Origin of the sequence: Rhizobium giardinii bv. giardinii H152, from assembly GCF_000379605.1 — a bacterium.
Lineage (GTDB): Bacteria > Pseudomonadota > Alphaproteobacteria > Rhizobiales > Rhizobiaceae > Pararhizobium > Pararhizobium giardinii.
Genome location: NZ_KB902579.1, coordinates 326068 through 345468, shown reverse-complemented (window position 1 = coordinate 345468; position 19401 = coordinate 326068). Strand labels below are relative to the sequence as shown.

Annotated in this window: 10 protein-coding genes and 2 pseudogenes; 2 read left to right on the top strand and 10 right to left on the bottom strand. The window is 61.6% G+C overall.

Going from position 1 to position 19401, the window contains the following annotated elements; all coding sequences use genetic code 11:
- Window positions 1-36 precede the first annotated feature (36 nt).
- Window positions 37-861, bottom strand: coding sequence for a TolB family protein (locus A3AY_RS0105240; RefSeq protein WP_018324638.1), 825 nt, complete (start codon window positions 859-861; stop codon window positions 37-39).
- Window positions 862-883: 22 nt separating this feature from the next.
- Entirely contained in the window at window positions 884-2563 is a 1680-nt protein-coding gene (locus tag A3AY_RS0105235; protein WP_018324637.1) for an NAD+ synthase, read from the bottom strand.
- A gap of 289 nt (window positions 2564-2852) precedes the next feature.
- Here A3AY_RS0105235 and A3AY_RS0105230 point away from each other — a divergent pair, with 289 nt between their 5' ends.
- Window positions 2853-4793, top strand: coding sequence for an LTA synthase family protein (locus A3AY_RS0105230; RefSeq protein WP_018324636.1), 1941 nt, complete (start codon window positions 2853-2855; stop codon window positions 4791-4793).
- Window positions 4794-4939: 146 nt separating this feature from the next.
- Here the strand turns inward: A3AY_RS0105230 and A3AY_RS0105225 are convergent, their stop codons facing one another.
- The 3 genes and pseudogenes from A3AY_RS0105225 to A3AY_RS41650 all read right to left on the bottom strand — a co-directional run.
- Entirely contained in the window at window positions 4940-5224 is a 285-nt protein-coding gene (locus tag A3AY_RS0105225; RefSeq protein ID WP_018324635.1) for a hypothetical protein, read from the bottom strand.
- A 51-nt stretch (window positions 5225-5275) separates the two neighbouring features.
- A pseudogene (locus A3AY_RS37380) lies at window positions 5276-10092 on the bottom strand (DUF4082 domain-containing protein).
- 52 nt (window positions 10093-10144) lie between these two features.
- Window positions 10145-12595 (bottom strand): annotated as a pseudogene (locus A3AY_RS41650) (DUF4347 domain-containing protein); the annotation flags it as partial.
- 496 nt (window positions 12596-13091) lie between these two features.
- Between A3AY_RS41650 and A3AY_RS0105215 the strand changes: the two are divergent.
- On the top strand, window positions 13092-14054 hold the full coding sequence (locus tag A3AY_RS0105215; protein WP_018324633.1) for a hypothetical protein: 963 nt from the start codon (window positions 13092-13094) through the stop codon (window positions 14052-14054).
- Here A3AY_RS0105215 and A3AY_RS0105210 read toward each other — a convergent pair.
- The 5 genes from A3AY_RS0105210 to rpiA form a co-directional block, all read right to left on the bottom strand.
- Entirely contained in the window at window positions 14043-14441 is a 399-nt protein-coding gene (locus A3AY_RS0105210; protein WP_026203131.1) for a GFA family protein, read from the bottom strand. The two genes, A3AY_RS0105215 and A3AY_RS0105210, sit on opposite strands and share 12 nt — an antisense overlap.
- 118 nt (window positions 14442-14559) lie before the next feature.
- Window positions 14560-15933 carry a class II 3-deoxy-7-phosphoheptulonate synthase gene (locus A3AY_RS0105205; protein WP_026203130.1) on the bottom strand — a complete coding sequence of 458 codons (1374 nt, stop codon included), beginning with the start codon at window positions 15931-15933 and terminating at the stop codon, window positions 14560-14562.
- A gap of 270 nt (window positions 15934-16203) precedes the next feature.
- Window positions 16204-17595 (bottom strand): glutathione-disulfide reductase, encoded by a 1392-nt coding sequence (gene gor, locus A3AY_RS0105200; protein WP_018324630.1) that lies wholly within the window; start codon window positions 17593-17595, stop codon window positions 16204-16206.
- Between the two features lie 196 nt (window positions 17596-17791).
- Window positions 17792-18337, bottom strand: a complete 546-nt coding sequence (locus A3AY_RS0105195; protein ID WP_018324629.1) for a DUF2059 domain-containing protein — start codon at window positions 18335-18337, stop codon at window positions 17792-17794.
- Window positions 18338-18538: 201 nt separating this feature from the next.
- Window positions 18539-19231: a ribose-5-phosphate isomerase RpiA gene (gene rpiA / locus A3AY_RS0105190; protein WP_018324628.1), complete on the bottom strand. Its 693-nt coding sequence runs from the start codon at window positions 19229-19231 to the stop codon at window positions 18539-18541.
- Between the last annotated feature and the right edge of the window lie 170 nt (window positions 19232-19401).

The window sequence follows — 19401 nt, the reverse complement described above, 5'->3', positions numbered from 1 at the left end:
CCTAGAAAGAGGTATCTTATTACTTACTAAATACGATCATGCTGGCTGATACCGCACGAAGGCGAACGCCTTGCCGTCGGGCGACCAGTTGGGCACGTTGATGGTGCCCTGCCCGCCGAACAGCTCGAACAGGAGGCGGGCATTTCCGCCGCCCGGATCCATCAACCGCATCCGCACGTCGAGGTCGCGCGGATGGTCGAAGACGTCGCCGTCATAGGACAGCACAAGCAGGTGCTTTCCGTCGGGCGACGGATGCGGAAACCAGTCGCCGAATTCACTGTCGGTGATGCGCGTGACATCCGAACCGTCCGGGCGAACACGCCAGATCTGCATGCGCCCGGTCCGGCTGGAGTTGAAGTAGATCCACTCCCCGTCATGGCTGTAGTCGGGGCCGTCGTTGCGGCCCTCGCCAAAGGTCAGTCGCGTTTCGTCGCCGCCGGTCACCGGGATCGTGTAGATATCGAACACCTGGTCGCGGATACCGCAATAGGCAAGCGTCTTTCCATCCGGCGACCAGCCGTGCCAATAGGACGGCCTGTTCTGCGTTATCTGTCTCGGCTGACCGCCCGTCGCCGGAAGCGTATAGATGGTGGAGGCGCCGTACTCGGTCTTGTCGCTGATGACGATCGTCTTGCCGTCGGGCGAGATGCCGTGGTCGTTGTTGCAGGTGCGGGCAAAGCCGGTGTCGATCAACGCCGGCTCGCCACCCTCAAGCGGCAGCCGGTAGAGCAGCCCGTCGCCATTGATGACGAGCGACTGTCCGTCGGGCGACCAGTTCGGCGCCTCGACCAGTTGTTCCGTCTGCCAGACGACCCGGCTTTCGCCGGTCTCAAGCGTATAGATTTCGACCGAACTGCGCATGTCGCCTCCTGCGGTTCCTCGTTTAGCGGTCGCGGAACCGGTTGGTGATCGGGTAGCGGCGGTCGCGGCCGAAATTCTTCTTGGTGATCTTCACGCCCGGCGCCGACTGGCGGCGCTTGTATTCGGCGATATAGAGCAGATGCTCGATCCTGTGCACGGTCGCCTCGTCATGGCCGCGGGCGACGATCTCCTCGGTGCTCATCTCCTTTTCGACGAGGCATTCGAGAATGTCGTCAAGCACCGGATAGGGCGGCAGTGAATCCTGGTCGGTCTGGTTCGGACGCAGTTCTGCCGACGGCGCCTTATCGATGATATTCTTCGGGATCACTTCGCCGGAGGGACCGAGCGCACCGGGCGGCACCGTCGTATTGCGCCAGCGCGCCAGGCTGTAGACCTGCATCTTGTAGAGGTCCTTGATCGGATTGAAGCCCCCGTTCATGTCACCGTAAAGGGTCGCATAGCCGACCGACATTTCCGACTTGTTGCCGGTCGTCACCACCATCGAACCAAACTTGTTGGACAGTGCCATCAGGATGGTTCCGCGGGTGCGGCTTTGCAGGTTTTCCTCGGTGACGCCCTGCTCCGTACCCTCGAACATTTCCGAAAGCGCGCCCAGGAAGCCCTGCACCGGTTCCTCTATCGGCACGACGTCATAGCGGCAGCCGAGCGCCTTGGCGCATTCCTCCGCATCCTTGAACGAATCCGAGGACGTATAGCGGTAGGGCAGCATCACGGTGCGCACCCGCTCCTCGCCGAGCGCATCGACGGCAAGTGCCGCACAGATCGCCGAGTCGATACCGCCCGAGAGGCCCAGCACGACGTTCTTGAACCCGTTCTTGTTGACGTAGTCACGGAAGCCGAGCATGCAGGCGCGGTAGTCCGCCTCCTCCTGCTGCGGTAGACGCGACATCATTCCTTGCGAGCAAACCCAGCCTTCACTGGTCCGGCTCCATTCGGAGACGAATATGCCCTCTTCGAACTGGCTCATCTGGAAAGCGAGCTGCCGATCGGCGTTGAAGGCGAAGCTCGCGCCATCGAAGACCAGTTCGTCCTGGCCTCCGAGCTGATTGGCGAAGATCATCGGCAGGCCGGTCTCAATCACCTGGCGAAGCACGATCTGGTGGCGCACGTCGATCTTGCCGCGATAATAGGGCGAACCGTTGGGCACGAGCAGCATTTCGGCGCCGCTTTCCGCCAGCGTTTCGCAGATCCCCATGTCGTTCCAGATTTCCTCGCAGATCGGAATGCCGAGCCGCACCCCGCGGAAATTGACCGGTCCCGGCATCGCGCCTTCGGTAAAGACCCGCTTTTCGTCGAATTCGCCGTAATTCGGCAGATCGACCTTGTCGCGAACGACCAGAACCTGCCCGCCGTCGAGAACGGCGACAGAGTTGTGGCGCCCCGTTTCGCCCTGGCGCGGAAAACCGACGATGACGCCCGGCCCGCCATCCGCCGTGTCGGCAGCAAGCGCATCGACGGCCTTCTGGCACGCCTTGAGAAAGGCGGGCTTCAGCACCAGATCCTCCGGCGGATAGCCCGAGATGAAGAGTTCCGTCAGGAGAAGCAGGTCGGCCCCGCTGCGGGCGGCGTCGGCGCGCGCCTCGCGTGCCTTCGCTAAATTGCCGACGACATCGCCGACAGCCGGGTTGAGCTGGGCAACGGCGATGCGGAACGTGGTCGAAATGGTCTTTTGCGCGGTCATGAAACAGGCCCGTACTGAATTTTCCTATCGCGGATGCAGCAACACCGCGGAGAGATATCTAACGCATTCCGCGCCAAAAAAACCCGTGCCTGTTGCGAAAATGGAAAAAAAGCGTCCGCGTTGATTTCAGCCCGTTGACACAACCACATGGTGCGTCGGCACGCAGTTTTCGCGCCCTGGAACCCCCTAAAAATTGCGCCGGCAAGCCTGAACACACTCATTCATCCTCCGTTCAACATGACGCCTGTATGACATTGAGACGACAGTTTTATGAAAATTGGAGAAGGCCTTGGCCAGTTTCGAATCGGCAGTGCGCGCTGCCACCGCCACCGAGGTCTACGGCCCGCAAATCGCTTTCGGCGCCCGCTACAACAGGACGCTATCGATCGCGGGCCGCCTTTCCCTATCTCTGCTTCTGTCCATGGCACTGATCTTCGCGATCGAATGGATCACCCGCGATTCGGCGTCCGAGGCGCTATCGTACTTCCTTGATCCGATGCGCCCGGCCTGGACGACGGCCGGCATTTTCTTTTTCCTCTTTCTTGCAGTCGATGCGGCGTTCGGACGGGAAAATTATAGCGTCATCCTGATTGCGCCGCTGGCGCTGATCCCGGCGCTCGTCAGCCGCCAGAAACAGATTTTCCTCTCCGACCCACTCTATCCGACAGACTTTTTGTTCGGCCGACAGATCATGGAACTGATGCCCGTTCTGGTGCGTGACCGCCCCTGGACCGCGGTCGGCATCGTCGTCGGTCTCGTCGTCTCGATCATTGGCCTGATCTGGCTTTCCCATTTTGCCTGGCGGCGTTTTCCGGTGATGACGCGCCGCCAGCGGCTGACCCGGCTGGCAGTGGCCCTGCCGCTGCTCGCGTCCTTCTACCACATCATGGACTACAACAATTTCTCGTGGATCCGTGACCGGCTGAAGGTCATCCCGATCATGTGGGACCAGACGGAAAACTATCGCCACAACGGCTTCGTCATGGCTTTCGCCCTCAACCTGCCGATGGCCAACGTCACGGCACCTGCAGGCTATATGTCCGATGCCATCGACAAGATCCCGACGAAGCCGGTGCCGGCCGGAACGACGCATCGCGGCAAGCCGGATGTGATCGTGCTGATGAGCGAGTCCTTTTGGGATCCGACGCGCCTGCCGAACGTCAAGCTGTCGCCCGATCCGATGCCGACCATTCGCAGGATGCAGTCCGGCAACGTGTTCTCGCCGGAGTTCGGCGGCATGACCGCCAACGTGGAATTCGAAGCACTGACCGGCTTTTCGAATGCCTTCCTGCCCTATGGCAGCATTCCCTACCAGCAGTACATCCGCAACCCGATCCCGTCGCTCGCCACCTTCTTCCGTGGCGAAGGGTATGTTGCGCGCGCCGTTCATCCGTTCCAGAAATGGTTCTGGAACCGCAGCGCTGTCTACAAGGCCTTCGGCTTCGAGCAGTTCAAGTCCGAAGAGAACATGCCGGTGATGCAGAAGCGCGGCATCTTCGCCTCGGATGAATCGTTGACCAAGGAGATCATCCGCGAAGCCGATCAGCTGCGCGATCCGTTCTTCTTCTTCACCGTCACGCTGCAGGGCCATGGCCCCTATGAAGCGAACCGCTACGCAAAGAACACCATCAAGGTCGAAGGAAACCTTCCGGAGGCCGACAGGCAGGTCCTGGCGACCTATGCGCAGGGTATCAAGGAAGCCGACGACAGCCTGAAGATGCTGATGAAATGGGCGAAGAAGCGCGACCGCGAGACGATCATCGTGCTCTTCGGCGACCATCTGCCGCCGCTCAACACGGTCTACCCGAACACCGGCTACATGAACGACGTCACGGCCTCGCGCAAGGGCTCGCTCGAGCAGATGAAGAACCAGCACGAAACACCGCTGGTCGTCTGGTCGAACAAGACCGGCCCGGTCAAGGATATCGGCACGATCAGCCCGGCCTTCCTGTCCTATCATATCCTCAAGCAGGGCGGCTTCGAGCATCCCTATTACACGGGTTTCCTCGGCAACGTCTTTGACCAGTATCACGTCATCGATCGCTATATGCTCATCGATGACGCCGGCAAGGACACCGCCGCATGGTCGCGGCAGAAGACCACGCCGTCCCTTATCCGCGATTACCGCTTCCTGCAGCACGACATGATGTTCGGCAAGCGGTTCGGAACCGACCGGTTCTTCCAGTCGCACGCGGATCTGTTTGCGAACGCCATTGCGGTCGCTCCCTAGCAATTCCCCCGGCCCGCAGGCTTGGTCCGCGTTGGAAAGGTCGTCGATGTGTCAGAGGCGGCGACCGGCGGCAATTTCCCCACGGCGGCGCGTCGGAAAAATTGCTTTTGCCCGTGACGCAACGATGCTGATCGGTACGGTCGCGGCTAGGATCCGGCTACACCGTTGGTGGGGACAAGCCGCGGCACTTTCTGGACGTCGGAAAACCGATGAACCGCACCGGCTTCGACCAGGCCGTTCAATGCCTGCTGCATCAACTCGACGCCATTGGCGAAGGCATCGATCGGCATGATGATCCGCTGGCGGAAAACCGGTTTCGGATTGTTTTTCCCGTCCTTTTCGGTGGCCGAAAGGCTCATCATATCGATCCTAACGATCGAGTTGGTGATGGTGATTTCACCGATGCCGTCGACGTACAGTTCGCTGCTCATCGGTTCCTCCATCAATCACGCGACCGTCAGGCCTATTCTTCGGAAACGCACCTACGCCGCCAACTGCGGTCTGAACGCCACGTCGACATAGTAGTTGCTGCTATTGTAGCTGTTCGTCGGGAACAGCCCGGCCGAGCCGTAGGCATAGACACCGTTGCCGCCGCTGAGCGCCGATGACAGCGCGTGCAGATTGCCGTTCGAGACCTCTGAACCGAAGAAGTTGCCGGTCGCCGAATAGAACCCATTGGTGCTGTAGGAGACGACATAGGTCGTGTTTGCCTGGATCGCCACCTGCTGGGCGAGACTGACCGATTGCCAGCCGCTCGAGCTTTCGTTCGTAAAGGAAGCGCTCGCGAGCAGCGTGCCCGTCGACGTCCAGAGATATCCGGTATGCGGGCCCGTGTTGCTTGGGCCCTTGTAGAAGCGGAACCCGGTAATCCAGCCTGCGACATCCGCCTGGAACTTCATGCCGAGATTGACATCGGCGGAGTCGTTTTCAGTCACCGTCGTCGGCGTGGCGCTTGACGAGAACAGGTTCTGCTGGTCCTGCGGAACGACATTGAGCGAGACGAGGCCCGTGTCGGTTCCGCCCTGTCCGTCGGAGACCGAGTAGGTAAAGCTGGCAGAGCCGGTATAGCCGCTCGTCGGCGTGAAGGTGACGGCGTTCGACTGGCTGTTGAAGGCAACGGTGCCGTTCACCGCGTTTCCGACACCGGTAATGGCCATCGGATCGCCATTCGGGTCACTGTCATTGGCAAGCAGTGTGCTCGCCTGAACCGTGAACACGGTATCGGTTTGAGTAGAGAACCCGGAATCGTCCAGTGCGACAGGGCTGAGGTTTCCCGTCGCCTGTTCGTAGAGCACATCCACCCAGTAGTTCGTCGCGTTGTAGGACGCAGACGGGAAAAGCCCGCCCGCGCCATAGGCATGGACGCCGTTGCCGCCGCTTGCCGCGCTGGACGGCGCCGACAGCGGGCCGTTCGTGTAGCTGGTGGCGAAGAAATTCGGCGTCACCCCATAGAAGCCATTGGAATGATAGCTGGCAACGTAAGTCGTGCCTGCGGAAATCGACACCGGCTGGGTGAAGGTCACGGTCTGCCAGCCGCTGGCACTCTCGTTGGCAAATGTTGCAGACGCAAGCAGATTGCCGCCGCTGGTCCACAACGAGCCGGTATGTGTGCCGGTATCCTGGGCGCTCTTGTAGTAGCGCAGCCCGGTTATCAAGCCGGCAGACGAGGCGACGAATTTCACGCCCAGTTCCACCGCTTCGGGATCGTTGACGGAAGTCAGGCTCGGTGCGTTGGATGGAGAGAATAAGTTCAGCGTCGTCTCCGATTGGCCGACCGTTAGGCTTACGACGGCAGACGCCGTGCCACCCCGGCCGTCCGCGATGCTGTAGGAAAAGCTTGCTGGCCCGATATAGCCCGACGTCGGCGTGAACGTCACCGTGTTGGCCTGACTGTTGAACGCCACCGTGCCGTTTGTGGCACCGCCCACACCAGTGATCGTCAAAGGATCGCTGTCGGCATCATTGTCGTTTGCAAGCAGTGTCGCTGCGGCGATGGAAAGCGAGTTGCTGTTGGAGACCGTAAAACCGTTGTCGTTGCTGGCGATCGGCACGGTGTTGACAGTCGAGCGCTTGTAGACGACGTCGACCCAATAGTTGGCGGCCTGGAAGCTGCTCGTCGGAAATGCGGTGCCAGACGAATAGGTATAGACCCCGTTTCCGCCGCTTGCCGAAGATGAGGGAGCCGTCAGCGATCCATTGACCTTCGCGCTGTTGAAATAGTTCGCGGTGGCCGCATAGACGCCGGTGGTGTGGTAGGAGGCGACATAGGTCGTCCCCGCCGTGATCGCAACCGGATTCGAGAAGGTGGCGGTCTGCCAGCCGCTGGTAGACTCGTTGGTGAAGTTGACGGTGGCGAGCAGCGTGCCCGTCGACGACCACAGCGAGCCTGTGTGCGCTCCGGTCGCATTCGCCGGCTTGTAGAAGCGTATGCCCGTGATCGTCCCCACCACCGAAGCGGTGAACTTCATTCCAAGCTCCAGCGGTGCGGTATCGACGACCGCCGCCCCTGTCGGCCCCTCGGTCCACTGGAACAGCGAGACGCCGGCCGGATCCTGTTCGACCGTCAGGGTCACGGTGGCGCTCGACGTACCACCGCGCTGATCCGACGCCGTGTAGGTGAAGCTTGCCGGCCCGCTGTAGCCGGTATTCGGCGTGAAGATGACATTGCCAGTCTGGGTGTCGAGCGTCACGGTTCCATTGGTGGCATTGCCGACAGCACTGACGGTCATCGGATCGTTGTTCGGATCCGTGTCGTTCGCCAAAAGGGCGGTGAAGGAGATCGGAAGCATTCCGTCCTTGCCGACCGAGAACCCCGAATCGGCGACCGCCGTCGGTCCCTGGTTGGGATCTGGCGTGAAAACGACGTCGACCCAGTAATTTGCATTGGAGCTGTTACCCGGAAATGCGCCGTTGTTGTCGGCACTATACGCATAGACACCGCCACCGGGTTGAACATTGAGCAGGCCGTTCGTGTAGCTTGACGAGAAATAGGTATCGCTCGACGAATAGTATCCACCGGTATGGTAGGACGCCACATAGGTCGTTCCGGGAGTGATGCGCACGGGATTCGAGAACGTCACCGTCTGCCAGCCCGTTATGGATTCGCCGGAGGACGTGCCGGTGGCTATCCGCGTACCGGTGGACGTCCACAGGCTGACGACATGCTGGCCGACATTGTAGAAACCCTTGTAGAACCGAATGCCGTTGATGACGCCATCCGTCGACGCCTGGAAGCGGACGCCGAGTTCCACGCCGTCGCGATCGAGATTGGTTTCCACCTGCGGTTTGCTGGCAAGGGTCCAGAGGCTCGATGTCGAAGGCAGGTTGACCGTGACCTGGGTGCTCGGCGAAGGATTGCCCAGGTTGAGGCTGTCGTCCACCGCGCGCGACATGATGGTGTAGGTTCCGGACGCCTGCACGACCCAGCTGTAGCTCCAGCTTTCGCGGCCGGTTGCCTTCCACCAGCTCTGGCCGCCGTCAAGCGACACCTCGACGCCCGCGACGATGCCGCCGCCGGTATCCTGTGCAGTGCCGGTGACCGTGACCTTCTGCCCTTCGAGGAAGCTCGCGCCCACGCTCGGAGAAGTGATGGTCGAGGTCGGCTTGACGGTGTCGGTCGATTGCGTCGCCAGGATCAGGCTTGCGTCGAGCGTTCCGGGCTGAATGCCCATGTCGGCGAACATGTTGACCATCGCCTGCTGGACATTCGGATCGGTTGGCGTGGCCGCGCCCTCATGGTTCGAATCAAGACCCCAGGACCAGAAGACGGTACCCGCTCCGAAGACGAGCGCGCCGCTTTCCGCCCGATACATGGTCAGGCTGTGCGTGACATCGGCGGAGCCGATCGAAGTGCCGTAGTCGCGCAGATAGGTGTTAACCGAAACAGTCGACAGCGACATGTTGATCAGCCCGGCGGGCCGGTAGCCGTTCTCGACGTCGGAGTCCCACTCGTATCCGAGCAGGTTCTGGACGAGAGAGAAGGTCTGGCCCGGTTGCAGCTCAGCAACGTCGGTATTGCGCCAGAACCGCAGGTTGGAATAATCGTAAGGGATGGTGATCGTGTCGAGCCGGTAGCTGTCGACCGTGAACATCGTGCCGGTCAGCGAGTTTTCGGGCTCCTGACCGGGATCGGCAAATCGCGGGTCTCGCCAGGTACCGGTACCCGTCGAGGTTGGATCGGGTGTCCCGCCCCAGGTTTCCTTGTAGCAGACCATGGTGCGATAAGGCGTGCCGTTGCCGTCGATGCTGGTTTCCCAGCGAACCTTCCAGTAGACTTCGTTGCCGCTCCAGAAGGCGAGGTCGACGCCCGCGTCGCGCGCCGCTTCGACGTTGGTACGCTGCTCGGCCGACCAGTACTCGTCATGACCGACCGAAAGATAAGCCTCGTGATTGAGCAACAGGCTTCCGCTTCGCGTCGCATCGACGCCGGAGATGTAGGAGACGTCATAGCCGTTCTGCTCGAGCCAGCGGATCGCCGAATGCTCCGCCCCGAAGATGAAGTCGTGCGTCCCGCCCTTCACGCTCGTGTTGGTGACGAACGGACGATTGTAGCTCACCGCGGTGGCACGGCCGATCGAGTTTACCCCGCAGCCGCAATTGGGCGGCAGATAGCCGATCAGATTGGCGGGATCGACCGGCACGTCGCCGAAATAGAGGCTCGCCCCACCCCATTCATTGTAGGCCTGCCAGGTGGTATCGGACGTCTGGAAGACGATATCGCTGGCCGCATTGTCATCCCGGACAATGAAGGGAATGTGGCTGGCACCCACCGTGCCGTCCTCACGGACGAGCTTGGCGATGTAGACGCCGGAGACGGCATCGGAGGGAATAGCCCAACTCGCCGAGACTGCCCAGTTGCCCGCGTCGATCAGGCCGCGCGACATGTCGACGATTGGATGCGGCTGAACCTGTGCGGATGCGAGGTTGACGTCAACGGTCGCCACCTTACGGGCGCCGTCGCCACCGTAATAGCCGAGCCGGTAGATCTCGATCCGGTAGTTGGCGGAGTCGGTCGCGATCTTGAAACTGACCGTCTGACCGATATTGGTGCTGATCTCGGTGGCAAAGCCCTGGATGTTGCCGCTGCCGGAGCCGTCGATGCCCCATTCGCTGATCGGGTTGCCCTGCTTCAGGTTTTCCAGGACGATCTTGTTCTGGGCGGTCGGGTTGAGCTGGCTTGCGGTGCGCGTTCCGTCGGAGAACTGGAAATTCTCGACACCGGTGACTGTGTCTGCACCGTCTGGAGAGCCGCTGCGGGTGTCGGCAATCGTGTAAGTGACCCCCGAAAGCGAGATCGTATAGTTCGCCCGCGCGCCGCTGAAGATCACGGTGTCGCCTGTTCCGGCCCCGCCATCGATCGTATCATTGCCGCCGCCGCCGTTAAGCGTGTCGTTTGCGGACCCTCCCGTGAGCACATTGGCGCCACTGGCGCCCGTCAGGCTGACCGCCGCGCTCGATCCGCTCGCATTCACGTTCTCAAAGCCGGTCGTATTGGCCGTATCGCCGGAACTCTGGTCCGCAGACGACAGGTTGATCGTCGCTGCACCGTTGACCAGCAGCGTATCGATATCGGCCCCGCCGCCAATGGACACGTCCGAAGCGTCATAGGTTACCAGATCGTTGCCGGCTCCGCCGGCGAGCGTATCGACGCCGGCGCCGCCAATGATCGTGTCGGCGCCGCCGCCGCCCGTGAAGATGTTGGCATTGCCGTCGCCGGTGAGGCTGACGGCCGCGCTTGAGGCGCTCGCGTTCACGTTTTCAAAGCCGGTCGTGTTTGCGGTATCGCCGGAACTCTGGTCCGCAGACGCGAGATTGATGGTTGCCGCTCCGGTGACGACCAGGGTGTCGGTGTTTGCCCCGCCGGCGATCGACACATCCGAGCCGTCATAGGTGACCGTGTCATTGCCTGCGCCACCGTCGAGCGTGTCAGCGCCGGCACCGCCGACGATCGTATCGGCCCCGGCTCCGCCGGTGAGTGTGTTGGCATTGCCGTCGCCAGTGAGGTTGACGGCTGCGCTCGCTCCGCTCGCAGTCACATTCTCAAAACCGGTCGTGTTTGCGGTGTCGCCGGAACTCTGGTCCGCCGACGCGAGATTGATGGTTACCGCTCCGGTGACCACCAGGGTGTCAGTGTTTGCCCCTCCGGCGATCGACACGTCCGAGCCGTCATAAGTGATCGTATCATTGCCTGCGCCGCCGTTCAGCGTGTCGGCGCCGGCACCGCCGACGATCGTATCGGCTCCGGCTCCACCGGTGAGTGTGTTGGCATTGCCGTCGCCGGTGAGGCTGACGGCCGCGCTTGATCCGCTCGCATTCACATTCTCAAAGCCGGTCGTATTTGCCGTGTCGCCGGAACTCTGGTCCGCCGACGCGAGGCTGATGGTTACCGCTCCGGTGACCACCAGGGTATCGGTGTTTGTCCCGCCGGCGATCGACACGTCCGAGCCGTCATAGGTGATCGTATCATTGCCTGCTCCGCCACTTATCGTGTCGGCTCCGCCGCCGCCGACGATGGTGTTGCCCCCCGACCCGCCGGTGAGCGTGTCGGCCTGAGCGCTGCCGGTAATCGCGATCGCTTCGCTCTGGCCGCCCAGCGCGATCGTGACGCCGGTTGCGGCGCCTGAAGCCGAGACCGCTTCGACGCCCTGAATCGATCCATCCGTCGCGCCAAGCGTATTGAGGTCGCTCGATGTCGAGGTCAGGTTGATCGTATCGCCGGTTCCAGAGCCGAGATTGACCGTGCCGGAGCCGATGAGGATCGCGTTCAACTGGGTGCCGCTGAGCGTCACCGTGTCAGTGCCGGACGTACCGGTGAGGTTACCGGTCTCGACATTGCTGACAGTCGGCATGGTGAGCGCCGAGATGTTTCCGCTGGCAAGGACGTTCAGCACGTCTGTCGTCAGCAAGCCGCTGCCGAGATCGATCGTGGCAAATCCGGCCCATTGCGTCGCGGTCATCGTGACGGTATCGCTGCTCGTATTTCCCGTCAGCGTTTCGATGCCGGAAACCGTGCCAACCGAAAGGTTGGTCGTGCCGCCGGCCGTCAGGACGATCTGGTCGCGGGTGCCGCTGGCGCTGTTGGCACCACCTTCGATCGACTCGCCGGCAACGAACTGGCCGGCGCCCAGGTTGATCGTGTCGTCGCCGCTACCGGCAACGATTTCGTCTGCGCCGCCGCCGCCATTGAACGTGTCGCCACTGGCGTCCTGAAGCTGAGCGACCGTGCCGCCGGTGAAACCGGTGAGCGTCCCTGTCGTCGCGTTCGCTCTGTCGGTGCCGCTGGTACCCGTGAACGTTGCCATGATCCCGGCATAGGCGATCATTCCTTCCGCCGACAGCGGCGGACGACCGGCGCCGACGCCGCGATCCAATGACCAGGTTCCACCGCAACGTTCCGAGCCGACGATACCGCTTGCAGCCAGGATGCGAACGCCTGCCCTAGCTGCAAGAGTGTCAACGAAGGCAGCACCCCGTTCCTCGGCGCCGGTCTCGCAGGCCCAGACCAACAGGGCCTTTTCCGTTCCAAGAGCGGCGCCGAAGGCGGGAAGCTCGGCAGCATCGTCCTTGATCGTCTCATACGACACCGCACCTGCCGCAAAACTCAGTTCACCGGGCCGGCCATGGGCGATCACGTGAATCGCGTCGAGATTGGCCCGCCCCTCCAGCATTCTCGCCATCTGAGCCAACGCCGGTTCGTCGCGCGAAAGCACGACTGGCTCGACATCGGGGCGGAGACCGGCAACCAGTGTCTCGAAATCCGTTACGGCGGGGTCGATGAAAGCGATCTCGCGAGTGTGGGTCATAGTGTTTCTCGGACGGTTTGGAGGATGTTGGGATGTCTGGTCTGGCCTTGCGGCCGCGTCGAATTTCTCAAACCACGTAGCTGCCGCCCAAGATGGACCGGCCATATCAAGCTTCTAAAAGCGCATCCTGCCAGCTTTTAACCGGTCACAAACCTTGGCAATCGGTCTGCACGACACTCCTAAAGGTGGTAAGAGGGGCAGGTACCATCCTCCAATGTGATGATGGATCAAAGGGGCTCTCGGCAGTTGAAAAGGTCAGGTTTCGCTTCTGCCGCTCCCTGTCGAACTTCAACGATGACGCGCGGGTGGAGCAAGCCAGCCTCGTCGGCTCGCCTTGTTTCAGGAGAAACGCATGATGCATGTCGCGAAAAGCAGCCCCAGTATTCAATCGGCCGATCCTTGAACCAAATATGGACTTCGCGCGTTTGACGAGCAACGTAACGTGCGCTCTTCTCGCTAAGCGGATACATCCATCCATTGGACCTTCGTCAAAGCCATGACCGGTGTGCCACCATCAGAGATCGAAAGCCCGCAGACCGGCTCCGCCGCCCAGATCGAGGCATTTGCGTCGAATCCGGCCCTGTTCGCCGTCCTGCAACAGGGCGCACGGCACATGATCGAGCTGTATCACCATTTTCCACGGATCGGTCGCCTGGTCGCCGCCCAGCAGAAATGGCTCCTCACGCAGGCCGCATATGCGCTGCACTTGCAGCGCAATCCGGCTGATCCCCTCTCCGGCATCACGGCGTCGCGGCTTCTCGACATCATCGGCGAATTCGGCGCGGCCAGCCGCAACACGGCGACAGCCTTTCTGGCCGAGTTGCTTGCGTACAAGCTGATCCGCGATACACCGAGATCGCCCAGCAAGCGCAGCCGCCCCCTGGAACCGACGGAGATCAGCCACGAGGCGATGATGCTGTGGTTTCGCGGGCAGATGCGCAGCCTTGATCTTCTCGATGGCGGCGAGCGCGTCGCACGGCTGGAGGCCAATCCGGAGCTTTTTCGCCGCGCCCAGCCGATCGCGGCCAAGCGGCTGATTGCCGACAGGGCATGGCGGGAGCCGCCACCCAGCATCTCCTGTTTCGTCTGGACCGAATATGGCGGCCTGATTCTCGACGATTTCTTCTCGCGGATCGTCAATGCCGTGCCAAAGGAAGGCTACCACTGGGTCGAAGACCTGCGCTTTGCAGAATTGTCCAACCACTATTCTCTGTCGCGCACGCATATCCGACGCCTGTTCACGCGTGCCGAAGCGCTCGGATCGCTGGGCTGGCAGGATCGGAGCAACAATCGCAACAAGGTCTGGGTCACGGTCTCGTTCGTTGAAGACTACAAGCGCTGGCAGTCGATCAAGTTCTGCGCACTGGACCAGGCCTTTGGCGAAGCAGCCCGCTCGATCGAGGCGGAGAACCACGCCTCTGAGACAACGGCTCCCGGCGCGCCTCCGTCAGACCTTTGACTGCCTGTATCGCGGCAGCCCGTCGTCGATCTCGTAGAAATCGCCCTTGTCGGCGCAGAAAATGTGATAGCCGAACGCCAGACCGGTGGGGGGATCGAAGGCACCGGCCATGATCGAGGTGTAATCAAGGCCATCCCTTTTCCAGAACAGCGCCGAACCGCAGGTCTTGCAGAAGCCGCGCTGCGCCTGCGGGCTCGAGCGATACCAGGTGATATTGCCCGCCCCTTCGAGGTCCAGTTCGCTGTCGAATACGTTGGTGGCCGCATAATAAAACCCGGTCTGCTTGCGGCACTGCGAGCAATGGCAGCCGATCACCTCCCGCAGCTTCCCCCGCGTGCGAAAACGGACCGCGCCGCAATTGCAGGAACCGCTGTGCTCCTCCGCCATGTTCATCCCTCACTCGATTATTGACCCGTCTTGCGGGCATGAAAAAACCGGGCCAGCATCTTGAGCCGGCCCGGTTCTGTCAATTTCAATAGATTCAGCCGAAGATCAGCGGCGCTGATCAGCCGTTGACCACCATCCGCTTCTCGTCACGGCCACCCTTCATGCGCTCGGCAAGAAGGAAGGCCAGTTCAAGTGCCTGGTCGGCATTGAGACGCGGGTCGCAATGCGTGTGGTAGCGATCGGCGAGATCGGCGCCGGAGAGCGCCCGGGCGCCGCCGGTGCATTCGGTCACGTCGTTGCCGGTCATCTCGACATGGATGCCGCCCGGATGCGTGCCTTCGGCGCGATGGATCTGGAAGAAGCTCTCGACTTCCGACAGAACCCGCTCGAACGGCCGGGTCTTGTAGTTGTTGAGCGTGATCGTGTTGCCGTGCATCGGATCGCAGGACCACACGACCTTGCGGCCTTCCTTCTCGACGGCACGGATCAGGCGCGGCAGATGCTCTGCAACCTTGTCGTGGCCGAAGCGGCAGATCAGCGTCAGTCGGCCGGCTTCGTTCTGCGGGTTGAGCAGATCGATGAGTTCGATCAGCCCGTCACCCGTCAGCGACGGCCCGCATTTGAGCCCGAGCGGGTTCTTGATGCCGCGGCAGTATTCGATATGCGCGTGATCGGGCTGACGTGTACGGTCGCCGATCCAGATCATGTGGCCGGAGGTCGCGTACCAGTCGCCGGAGGTGGAATCGACGCGCGTCAGCGCCTGCTCATAGCCGAGCAGCAGTGCCTCGTGGCTGGTGAAGAAATCGGTCTCGCGCAGGCTCGGATGGTTCTCGGAGGTGATGCCGATCGCCTTCATGAAGTCCATGGTTTCGGAGATCCGATCCGCGAGCTTGCGGTAGCGTTCGGCCTGCGGGCTTTCCTTGACGAAACCAAGCATCCACTGGTGCACGTTTTCGAGGTTGGCATAGCCGCCCATCGCGAAGGCGCGCAGGAGGTTGAGCGTCGCAGCCGACTGCCGGTAGGCCATGAGTTGGCGCTCCGGGTCCGGGATACGCGCCTTCTCGTTGAACTCGATGCCGTTGATGATGTCGCCGCGGTAGCTCGGCAGTTCGACGTCACCCTGGCGTTCGATGTTCGACGAACGCGGCTTGGCGAACTGGCCGGCGATGCGCCCGACCTTGACGACCGGCTGCTGGGCGCCGAAGGTCAGGACGACGGCCATCTGCAGGAACGCGCGGAAGAAGTCGCGGATCGTATCGGCGCCGTGTTCGGCGAAGCTCTCGGCGCAATCGCCGCCCTGCAGCAGGAAGCCACGACCTTCCGAAACATTGGCAAGTGCGCTTTTCAGGCGGCGCGCTTCCCCTGCAAAGACCAGTGGCGGATAGGTCGCAAGCTGCGCTTCGGTCGCGCTCAGCGCTGCCAAATCCGGATAGTCCGGCACCTGCTGGATAGGCTTCTGCCGCCAGCTGTTCGGGGTCCAATTCTGTGCCATGTCGATCACCTGTTCTCTTGCGCAAGGTCCGCCCCGGCCGTCGCATCGCCTGACCGTCCCATACAATGCCGCCATAAACCGGATTTGGGTCGCTTGTCAGCGAAACAATTCCCGCCCGCAGTTCTCCCTGTGGGAAGAACGCCGATTTCGCGGATGCGGGCTTATAAACGTTAACATGGGGATTGAAAAGCGATTGTTCCAGCAAAGTGCGGGCCGCAGGATTTTAGCGCGCACTTTGCCGGCAAACACATCCATTGCCGAGGTGAAGGTCTAGCCGACCCTCTCGCCGCTCTTGATGCGGTAGCTCGGCGCATACATCGTCACCAGCTCTTCCGCCGCCGTCGGATGCACGGCCATGGTGCGATCGAAGTCGTCCTTGGTGCAGCCGGCTTTCAGCGTGATTCCAAGCAGTTGTGCCATTTCTCCCGCCTCATGGCCGAGAATGTGGACGCCAACGACCTTCCGATCGGCGGCGGTGACGATCAGCTTCATGATCGTCTTTTCGTTGCGTCCCGACAGGGTCGCCTTCATCGGCCGGAATTCCGCGCGGTAGACTTCAAGCTCGTCGTATTTCTTCGTGGCGTCCTCCTCCGAGAGCCCAACGGTGCCGATTTCAGGCTGCGAGAAGACGGCGGTGGCGATCAGGTCGTGGTCCGGCGAAACCGGATTGTGCTTGTATTCCGTTTCGATGAAGCACATGGCCTCGTGGATGGCGACCGGCGTCAGCTGAACGCGGTCCGTGACATCACCGAGCGCGTAAATGCCCGGCGCGCTGGTGCGGGAAAACGCATCGACAACGATCGCGCCGCGCTCGTTGACCGCAATCCCCGCCGCCTCGAGGCCGAGCCCCCTGGTGTTCGGCACGCGGCCGAGCGCCAGCATCACCTGATCGACAGTCAGCGTCCCGTGCTTCATCGTTTCGGCAGCCAGCCGGCCGTCGCCGGTCCTGGTGATGGACTGCAACAGGTCCTCGCACAGGATGCGGATGCCCTTCTGTTCCATCGCGGCATGCAGGCCGCGTCGCATATCCTGGTCGAAACGCGACAGGATTTCCTTGCCGCGATAGATCAGCGTCGTCTCGACGCCGAGACCATGGAAGATGTTGGCGAATTCGACCGCGATATAGCCACCGCCGGCAATGACGATCGATTTCGGCAGTTCCGGCAGGTCGAAGGCTTGGTTCGAGGTGATGCACAGCTCATGACCGGGCAGCGCCTCATGCGGCGTCGGATGGCCGCCGACGGCGATGACGATGCGCTCTGCCGTCACGGTCTTTCCCGTGGCGATGAGCCGGATGCTGTTCGGCCCGGTCAGTTCCGCCCGCGTGTTGAGGATTTCCGCGCCGGCATTGGCGAGCCCCTTCCGGTAAAGGCCTTCCAGCCGCGTGATTTCCTTCTCCTTGGCGGCGACGAGCTTCGTCCAGTCGAATGCGCGCTCGCCAACGCTCCAGCCGAACCCCTCCGCGTCTTCGAAATGCTCGGCAAACTGCGACGCATAGACATAGAGCTTCTTCGGCACGCAGCCGCGAATGACGCAGGTGCCGCCGTAGCGGAATTCCTCGGCGATGGCGACCTTCTTGCCCATGGCAGCTGCGAGGCGACCGGCGCGCACCCCACCGGAGCCGCCGCCAATCACGAAAAGGTCATAGTCGAAAGACGTCATGCTGAAAAACTCCCGGACGGGTCGTGAGCGAGGAAGCGGATCGTCTGCGAGGTGCGGTCGGATGACCACACAGCGCCAGTGCAGCGATTCCCGCCATGTGATGCTGATATAGGGTCGAGCGATATCAAATGAAAAGCCCGGAATGATCCGGGCTTTGCAATTCGACGTGAAGCTTGTATCGCAACCGGCAGGCTGCTTATTGAGCGGGCTTCTCGGCGTCCGGCAACGGCTGCTGTCCGGCCGTCAGGGTAGCGTCAAGCTCCTTGGTCGCAGCCGCGTTGAGGTCGCGCGAAATGCCCGCCGCCCAGATGTCCGCAGCCTTCATCATTTCGCGAGACGCGATCGGGCCATCCTTCAGGAGCTTCTTGCCGGCATCCGACGTATAGAATGCCGTGATTGAATTCAGCTGCTCGACGGTAAAGGTCTTGGCATAGATCGTCGCTGCCTCGCGTTCCAGATCAGCGCGGCGCACGGCAAGCTCGAGCGCCTTTTCATCGACCGTCTTGGTGATCAGTTCCTGATGGTTCGGCGAAGACTGGATCAAGGTCGTCTTCAGGCGTTCGGCCAGATTCGGCAGAATATTGTCAAAACCGTTGGTGGCGCCGACCGCCTCGATCGCGGCGCGTGCAGCCTTGACCTGCTCATCCGTCACATCCTGCGCCCGCAAGGCAGGAACCATGACGGCGGAAAGAATGATGGCAGTTGCAGCCATTGTGCGGCCGAGACCTGCGAGATTGATCATATCTGAAACGCTCCTGTCAGTTAGATGCCGGTCCGTGCGCGTCTGCACCTGCGAACCCCGCATAATCCAATTTCAAAGCCGCCGCCACCATCGGGTCTCAGCCCCGCCTTGGGACGGCAACCTTGTTGTAACACTCTGCCGGGCCTGCTTCCGCCGCGACTGGAAATTCCGCCAATATCGCCTGGCGCCCGAAGAGACAGGCTAAGCCGTCATCACCCTCGCCCCTGCCGCACCGGCAATGATGGCAAGCGATGCGATGCCGATGAAAAGCCCGTGTTCGACCACGCCCGGAATAGCATTGAGTTCGTGTGCCAGCGCATCTGCATCAGGAATACGGCCAAAAGATGCATCCAGAATCAAATGTCCACCATCGGTCATGAAGGTTCCATCGCCGGAGGCGCGCACCGTGATTTCGCCGGAAAGACCGAGCCGCGCGGCGAGCTTTTCAACAGCGATACGCGTTGCGGCAAGTCCGAAGACATTAACTTCGATCGGCAGCTTGAAGGCGCCCAGCGTGTCGACCACCTTCGTCTCGTCGGCGATCACGATCATCCTGGACGACGCGCAGGCAACGATCTTTTCCCGCAGCAGCGCGCCACCGCCGCCCTTGATGAGGCGCAGCCTGCCGTCCACCTCGTCGGCGCCGTCGATTGTCAGATCCAGTTCGGGAAGCTCGTCCAGCGATTTCAGCGGCACACCGAGTTCCACGCAAAGCCGCGCGGTCCGTTCCGACGTCGGCACGCCCTCGATGCGAAAGCCGGACGCCACTTTTTCGGCGAGCAGACGAACGAACTCCTCCGCCGTCGAGCCCGTGCCGATGCCGAGCCGCATGCCGTCTTCGACATAGTCTAGCGCTGCCGCAGCAGCCTTGATCTTCATTTCACGGGCGTCCATGCGCCACGCACTCCTCAACATCTTATCCCACGGACACCGCAAAAAGCCTTGGGTCCTTTGTTCCGATGAGACGTTTACACGCCTGCCACGGCAAACAAAAGCCCAAATAGCGGCCGCGACGCAAATGGCCGTCGCAGCTTATCGGAAAGTGGCGATTGCTTTTTCCCGCC